Below are 7,271 nucleotides of genomic sequence, written 5' to 3'. Positions count from 1 at the left end.
GATGCGAGGTTGGTGTTGTTGGAGTGGTAAAAAGTTCAGGCGATAAAAAACGGAGCCTTGAGGGCTCCGCTTCTTATCGTATTCGGTAATTAAAAATTAACGAGCACGGAAGACGATGCGGCCTTTAGAAAGGTCGTATGGAGTCATCTCAACAGTTACTTTATCACCAGTAAGAATACGGATGTAGTTCTTACGCATTTTACCAGAGATGTGTGCTGTCACTACGTGACCGTTTTCAAGCTCAACACGGAACATTGTGTTTGGTAGAGTATCAAGGACAGTGCCTTGCATCTCGATTACGTCTTCTTTAGCCATCTAATCCTCTTTCGAAATTTGGCGGTTTTCAACGGCTTGATTGTGCCGTTAAAATCAAAATATGTAAAGTTGTCGCGTATTCTACCCTTGCCACCGCTGATTTACTAGCCTTTGATGACGTTGAAATCGTACTTTATAGTTCATCGCAGGGCATTCATCGATTTGATAACCCAAATATAACCATTGTTTTTGTTCTTTCTGGGCATGTTGGATCTGGAATAGAACGCCAAGAGTTCCCATGGAAATGTCGATATCAGGGTCGAAGAAGGTATAAAACGCGCTCGTACAGTGAGACATGATGTCTGTAACGGCAATGCCGACTAACTGCCCCTCATCATAGATGTGCATGAACTTTGTAGCAAGCCATTCATTTTTAGAGAAATGCAGAAACTCTTCTTTCTTCGGTGGATACATGGTTCCCGAACGGTGGCGAGCGGTTATATAGCGGCTATACAAGTCAAACCAGTTGTCATCCATTTCATCTTTCAGCTCCCAACGCAGCGCTTTGGCCTTGTTGAGTATTCGTCGTTGGCTCTTGGAAAACTTGACCTCGGGAATCGACAGTCGAATCGCTTGGCACGATGAGCAATTATCGCAATGTGGTTTATAAATGGTTGTTCCACTGCGGCGAAATCCATTCGCAAGCAGAACTTCATAGTTATCTGCGGTGTGCATGTGTTCATCAAGCGTGACTGCCACTCTTTCTTCGAGATGGGGTAAGTAACTGCAAGCGTGATTGTCTGTTAATCCAATTCTGATTTGTTGTAAATCTGGATTCATTAAGGCATTTCCTTTAGCCATTGTTTTTTAAAACATGCATCGTTAACGGACGTTTCTTTGAGTAATCGAAGAGAACTCAGGAATTCATCCCTATCAACCTCGATAGCGCCCAAGGATTCCAAGTGTGGGTTCATGACTTGGCAATCAATGAGTTGTCCGCCGAATTGTGTAAAGTGCTCACAAAAGTACCATAGCGCAATTTTAGAGGCATTAGTCTTCAGGCTGAACATCGATTCACCGCAAAAGACTTGGCCTCTTTGTAACCCATAAAGCCCGCCAATTAGCTCGTCACCTTGCCAAACCTCAACTGAGTGGCAGAACCCTAATGAAGCGAGTTCACGGTAGGCTGCTTGCATGTCATTGTTTAACCAAGTTTCCTCTTCGGGTCTCAGTGAAGAGCAATAACCAATTATTCTGTTCGTCGCTTGGTTGATGCTGACACGGTAATTATGCTTTCTTTGAAATTTTTTAAGACTTTTTGATGGTTCGAATGTCTTAGGATTAAATACCGCTCGCGGTGCAGGGCTCCACCAAAGTATAGGCTCTCCTGGGCCATACCATGGAAATATACCTTGGCTATAAGCGTTCAGAATTCGTATCGGTGACAAATCACCACCGAACGCGAGTAGACCGTTGGGTTCATCAAGCGCGTCAAAGGGCGAAGGAAACTCTATACTAGTAGTATCAAGTTCGGTTAGGTATATAGTCATAAGTACCGCATTACAGATTAATCATTGACCAAGAGGTCTTTAGGAGTTTTACCATGAAGAAGTTGCTTTGGATTTTACTTGTTTTGCCCATGTTGGCAAATGCAGCTTACAACAGAAACCAAGCCAGACCAGTGAATGAGGTCGTTTACGGTGAGGTTGATACGGTCAGGTACATTACCCAACAGGAGATCGTAGAGTCGAAAGCGAATGGTTGGGAAACCTTGTTGGGTGCGGCAATTGGTGGTTTGGTTGGTAATCAGTTTGGTGGCGGCACAGGTAAAGAAGTCGCAACGGCGGTTGGTGCTGTAGCGGGGGCGGGGATCGCTCGTAATCGCGGCAATACGCAATATCGGGTGGAATATAAACTCGTTGAATTATTGGTTAAAACCAAGGATGACAATCTGGTTAACATCATTCAAGACGTTGACAATTCGATGTTGTTCAATAGGGGTGATGATGTGCGGATTCTCTATTTTTCAGATGGCGTTCGAGTTGATCTAGTGTACTAGTATGTAAATGTGTTTGGTTGGCTAATTAATCGCCTTTATTGAGGGGATTAGCTCTGGAGTTCGTCGGAAAAGTTCGTTAGTCTGCAAGTACGAAGAATTATTCATCACCCGAAAATAAATACGCGCCAGTGACTTCGGGTGGTACAAGGACTATAAGAACTAATGGAAAGCCTTACGTTACAACCAATTCAGAAAGTGAGCGGGGAAGTTAACCTACCTGGCTCAAAAAGTGTTTCTAATCGTGCGCTTCTTTTGGCTGCACTTTCAACGGGAACAACTCGCCTAACAAACTTACTAGACAGTGATGACATTCGTCATATGTTGAATGCATTAACACAGTTAGGTGTTGATTATCAGTTGTCTGCAGACAAAACAGTTTGTGAAGTGACAGGTGTTGGTGGTGCATTCTCAAGTGACAAAGCCCTAGAGCTTTTCTTAGGTAACGCGGGTACAGCAATGCGTCCATTGGCTGCTGCACTTTGTTTAGGTCGCGGTGAATACGTTCTTACTGGTGAGCCACGTATGAAAGAGCGTCCAATTGGTCACTTAGTGACTGCTCTGCAAGAGGCCGGCGCCAACGTCGAATACTTAGAGAACGAAAATTACCCACCGCTGAAGATCACGGGTACTGGGCTAAAGAGTGGTACAGTTTCTATCGATGGTTCTATCTCTAGTCAATTCTTGACGGCATTTTTGATGGCTGCACCTTTAGCTGAAGGCGAAGTGACCATCAAAATCGAAGGTGAATTGGTTTCTAAGCCTTACATCGATATTACGCTGCATATCATGAAGCAATTTGGTGTGGATGTTATCAACAATGACTACCAAGAATTTGTGATTCCAACTGGGCAATCTTACATAGCACCCGGTGATTTCTTGGTTGAAGGTGATGCATCATCTGCGTCATATTTCCTTGCAGCCGCTGCTATCAAAGGTGGCGAGATTAAAGTGACAGGTATTGGCAAAAACAGTATCCAAGGTGATATCCAATTCGCTGATGCACTTGAGAAAATGGGTGCTGAAATCGAGTGGGGTGATGACTACGTTATCTCTCGTTGTGGTGAGCTAAAAGGCATTGATATGGACTATAACCATATTCCAGATGCGGCGATGACAATTGCGACAACGGCTCTGTTTGCTAAAGGAACAACCGCAATCCGCAATGTTTACAACTGGCGTGTGAAAGAGACGGATCGCTTAGCGGCAATGGCAACAGAGCTACGTAAAGTAGGCGCTGAGGTGGAAGAGGGTGAAGACTACATCATTGTTAACCCTGTGGCTGAACTGACGCACGCGGCGATTGATACTTACGATGATCACCGCATGGCGATGTGTTTCTCATTGGTTGCTTTGAGTGACACCCCGGTGACGATCAATGATCCAGGTTGTACATCCAAGACATTCCCTGACTACTTCGATAAGCTGAAAATGCTGAGTCTATAAAAATACTAAGTCTATAAAAATGATAAGTATATAAAGGTCCAGGAACAAAAAAGCTTGCCTAGATGGCAAGCTTTTTAATTATTGCTGAATTGTAAATTCTTTCGAAAGGTGATGCGCCAAGTACTTAAACATGTTAAATACCGCGGTTGTATTTTCTGTTGGCATTCCATTGTTGTCTAAGAAGTATTCACCTTTGAAAATGAGTACATCGTCTTTTTCTACTACGCTGTTTGCGCGCATGCCTTCAATGTAGTCATCATGTGATTGGATAATTTGGTTTGCGATAAGCAGTAAATCAAATTCTGCTATTACTTTCTTTGTCATGAGTTTATCTCTGATAACTGAATATAACGTTGAGTTTATGGTGTCGAACTAGAAATTCAATGATTTCACAACCGATTAAGAGAGTCTTTTCAAACATCCACAATTTATTTTGTGATTTATGACAAAAATAATTGAATGGGGCTCGCGTTAGATTCGCCGACAAGCTTAGTATGAGCGCGTTTAGACGTAATGCCTGATGAATAGGCTCTTGCAAGTATTCTTAGTGAGTACTTTATAGCTTCTTTATATTGTGACTCTTTTCTCTATGAGTCGTCGAATTGTCGAGCGATCAGATCCAATTTTGAAAAAAGCGGTTGATCTTCTAGTAATCTCGCACAATAGTAAAAAAAGAAGCAATGAATTTAGAATATCATGCGTAAAAGCCCACAAGTAAAATTGTTGGTGGTGAAGCATCGTGATTAAGGACGTTAGAGTCAATATGGGTAAATCGCTCGTTATAGTGGAGTCGCCAGCCAAGGCTAAAACTATCAATAAATATCTTGGCAAAGACTTTGTCGTTAAGTCGAGTGTAGGTCACGTTCGTGATTTACCAACGGCGGGTCAAAGTACAGGTCAAAAGGCTGCTGCAGTTTCAACCAAGGGTATGAGCCCAGAAGATAAAGCTCGTATCAAGAAAGAAAAAGATCGCAAAGCGCTTATTAAAAAGATGGGTATCAACCCTTATCAAGAGTGGGAAGCGAATTACCAAATCTTACCGGGCAAAGAAAAAGTCGTTGCTGAATTGCAAAAACTGGCTGAGAACGCAGACCATGTTTATCTCGCAACCGATTTGGACCGCGAAGGAGAAGCTATCGCATGGCACCTTCGTGAGATCATCGGTGGTGATGAAACGCGATACAAACGAGTGGTTTTTAACGAAATCACTAAAAATGCTATTCAACAAGCTTTCGAAACTCCAGGCGAGCTAAATATCGACGGCGTAAACGCACAACAAGCACGACGTTTTATGGACCGTGTTGTTGGCTTTATGGTGTCACCACTGCTTTGGAAAAAAGTAGCACGAGGCCTATCCGCTGGCCGTGTTCAATCTGTAGCTGTAAAACTACTGGTTGAACGTGAGCGCGAGATCAACGCTTTTATCCCTGAAGAGTTCTGGGATGTGCATGCTGATACCAAAACGGCAGAGAAAACAGATTTCAGACTGCAAGTCGCTCAAAAAGACGGTGTTGCGTTTAAACCTGATAATGAAGCGCAAACACAAGCTGCAGTAAGCGTTTTAGAAAAAGCGCAATACGAAGTATGTAAACGTGAAGACCGCCCAACTAAGAGTAAGCCGTCTGCACCTTACATCACGTCGACTCTGCAACAAGCGGCGAGCACACGTCTTGGTTACGGCGTAAAGAAAACCATGATGTTGGCTCAACGTTTGTATGAAGCGGGTTACATCACTTATATGCGTACTGACTCGACCAACTTGAGTTCAGAAGCTGTAGAAGCCGCACGTGAATACATTGGTTCTGAGTTTGGTGCACAATATCTTCCACCGAAAGCGCTTGTATACGGCAGCAAAGAGGGCGCACAAGAGGCTCACGAAGCGATTCGTCCTTCGAGTGTCGATGTTAAGTCTGAAGACCTAAACGGCGTAGACGCGGACGCACACAAGCTTTACTCGCTGATTTGGAATCAATTTGTTGCATGTCAAATGACACCTGCGCAATACGATTCAACGACGGTAAGCGTTAAAGCTGATGAGTACACGTTAAAAGCGAAAGGCCGTATTCTTAAGTTTGATGGTTGGACTCGCGTTCAACGTCCAATGGGTAAAAATGAAGATACGATTCTTCCTGCTGTACAGGTTGGTGAAAAGCTAGACCTAATCGCATTAGACCCTAAACAGCATTTCACTAAGCCGCCAGCCCGTTTTACTGAAGCGGCGCTAGTTAAAGAGCTTGAGAAGCGTGGTATTGGTCGTCCTTCAACGTACGCATCAATCATCTCTACGATTCAAGACCGTGGTTATGTAAAAGTTGAACAGCGTCGTTTCTATGCTGAGAAGATGGGTGAAATTGTTACTGACCGTCTAGATGGCAGTTTCAATGACCTAATGAACTATGACTTTACGGCTCGTATGGAGCAGAAGTTAGACCAAATTGCAGAAGGCGAAGCAAGCTGGAAAGGCGTGCTAGATAACTTCTTCGAAGACTTTACAGGCGATTTGGAAAAAGCCGATTTAGATGAAGACGCTGGTGGCATGAAGCCAAATCATATCGTTGAAACCGATATTGAGTGTCCAACTTGTAGCCGTAAAATGGGTATTCGTACAGCTTCGACTGGCGTATTCCTAGGTTGTTCTGGTTATGCACTTCCACCAAAAGAGCGCTGTAAGACAACCATTAACCTTGGTGATGAAGACGGTATTATCAACGTTCTTGAAGAAGACGTTGAAACCGCAGCACTTCGAGCGAAAAAGCGTTGTCCGATTTGTGAAACGGCAATGGATGCTTATCTGATCGATGATAAGCGTAAGATGCATGTGTGTGGTAACAACCCTAACTGTGAAGGTTATGTGGTTGAACACGGCGAATTCAAAGTGAAAGGCTATGATGGTCCGCTTGTTGAGTGTGACAAATGTAGTTCTGACATGGTTTTGAAGAATGGTCGTTTCGGTAAATACATGGACTGTACGAGTGAAGATTGTAAGAACACTCGTAAGATTCTGAAGAATGGCGAAGTAGCGCCACCTAAAGAAGACCCAGTGCATTTCCCTGAACTCCCATGTGAAAATTCAGATGCATACTTCGTACTTCGTGATGGGGCTTCTGGTTTGTTTATGGCCGCGAGTAATTTCCCTAAATCACGTGAAACACGTGCACCATTAGTGGAAGAGCTGGTTCGTTTTAAAGACCGTATTTCACCTAAATTCCAGTATCTGGCATCAGCACCGGTTGCTGATCCTGATGGCAAGCCGACAGTAGTTCGTTTTAGTCGTAAGACAAAAGAAAACTACGTTCGTACCGAAGTGGACGGTAAACCTTCAGGTTGGACCGCTTTGTACATCGACGGTAAGTGGGAAGTTACGGATAAACGTAAAAAGCCTAAAGAGAAGTAACTGAATGTGTGACCCGATCTGATATGGGTTGACATTTTATTGATGAAAAAAGCAGCCATTAGGCTTAATGCCGTTCACTTAAGAGTGAACGGCATTTTTGTTCTTAGCATACCGTTGTGG

At 43.6% G+C, this 7,271-nt stretch carries 7 protein-coding genes; 3 read left to right on the top strand and 4 right to left on the bottom strand.

The features are described 5' to 3' along the window. Window positions 1–96: 96 nt before the first annotated feature. The 3 genes from infA to aat form a co-directional block, all read right to left on the bottom strand. Complete coding sequence (gene infA, locus AB6D80_RS19710; RefSeq protein WP_001040192.1) at window positions 97–315, bottom strand: translation initiation factor IF-1; 219 nt, start codon at window positions 313–315, stop codon at window positions 97–99. A gap of 81 nt (window positions 316–396) precedes the next feature. Next, window positions 397–1,095, bottom strand: coding sequence for an arginyltransferase (locus AB6D80_RS19705; protein WP_029223169.1), 699 nt, complete (start codon window positions 1,093–1,095; stop codon window positions 397–399). Continuing rightward, window positions 1,095–1,805, bottom strand: a complete 711-nt coding sequence (gene aat, locus AB6D80_RS19700) for a leucyl/phenylalanyl-tRNA--protein transferase (RefSeq protein ID WP_135443398.1) — start codon at window positions 1,803–1,805, stop codon at window positions 1,095–1,097. Before aat ends, AB6D80_RS19705 begins: the two co-directional genes overlap by 1 nt. A 53-nt stretch (window positions 1,806–1,858) precedes the next feature. On the opposite strand from aat, the gene AB6D80_RS19695 reads away from it, so the two are divergent. Both AB6D80_RS19695 and aroA read left to right on the top strand, forming a co-directional pair. Beyond that, window positions 1,859–2,314: a glycine zipper 2TM domain-containing protein gene (locus AB6D80_RS19695; protein WP_009846343.1), complete on the top strand. Its 456-nt coding sequence runs from the start codon at window positions 1,859–1,861 to the stop codon at window positions 2,312–2,314. Window positions 2,315–2,476: 162 nt separating this feature from the next. Further along, window positions 2,477–3,757 carry a 3-phosphoshikimate 1-carboxyvinyltransferase gene (gene aroA / locus AB6D80_RS19690; RefSeq protein WP_017097711.1) on the top strand — a complete coding sequence of 427 codons (1,281 nt, stop codon included), beginning with the start codon at window positions 2,477–2,479 and terminating at the stop codon, window positions 3,755–3,757. A 78-nt stretch (window positions 3,758–3,835) separates the two neighbouring features. Here aroA and AB6D80_RS19685 read toward each other — a convergent pair whose 3' ends face one another. After that, entirely contained in the window at window positions 3,836–4,081 is a 246-nt protein-coding gene (locus tag AB6D80_RS19685; RefSeq protein WP_009846345.1) for a YciN family protein, read from the bottom strand. A gap of 439 nt (window positions 4,082–4,520) precedes the next feature. On the opposite strand from AB6D80_RS19685, the gene topA reads away from it, so the two are divergent. Beyond that, complete coding sequence (gene topA, locus AB6D80_RS19680) at window positions 4,521–7,151, top strand: type I DNA topoisomerase (protein ID WP_012603610.1); 2,631 nt, start codon at window positions 4,521–4,523, stop codon at window positions 7,149–7,151. Window positions 7,152–7,271: the final 120 nt, after the last annotated feature.

This window comes from Vibrio sp. 10N.247.310.17, assembly GCF_041466605.1.
Classification (GTDB): domain Bacteria; phylum Pseudomonadota; class Gammaproteobacteria; order Enterobacterales; family Vibrionaceae; genus Vibrio; species Vibrio tasmaniensis_A.
The sequence above is the reverse complement of the archived record's forward strand: the minus strand, read 5'-3'. Positions and strand labels throughout refer to the sequence as shown.

Coding starts and splice junctions, on each gene's coding strand:
- topA (WP_012603610.1), top strand. CDS start 4,521: ATGGGTAAATCGCTCGTTATAGTGGAGTCGCCAGCCAAGGCTAAAACT.
- aat (WP_135443398.1), bottom strand. CDS start 1,805: ATGACTATATACCTAACCGAACTTGATACTACTAGTATAGAGTTTCCT.
- infA (WP_001040192.1), bottom strand. CDS start 315: ATGGCTAAAGAAGACGTAATCGAGATGCAAGGCACTGTCCTTGATACT.
- aroA (WP_017097711.1), top strand. CDS start 2,477: ATGGAAAGCCTTACGTTACAACCAATTCAGAAAGTGAGCGGGGAAGTT.
- AB6D80_RS19695 (WP_009846343.1), top strand. CDS start 1,859: ATGAAGAAGTTGCTTTGGATTTTACTTGTTTTGCCCATGTTGGCAAAT.
- AB6D80_RS19685 (WP_009846345.1), bottom strand. CDS start 4,081: ATGACAAAGAAAGTAATAGCAGAATTTGATTTACTGCTTATCGCAAAC.
- AB6D80_RS19705 (WP_029223169.1), bottom strand. CDS start 1,095: ATGAATCCAGATTTACAACAAATCAGAATTGGATTAACAGACAATCAC.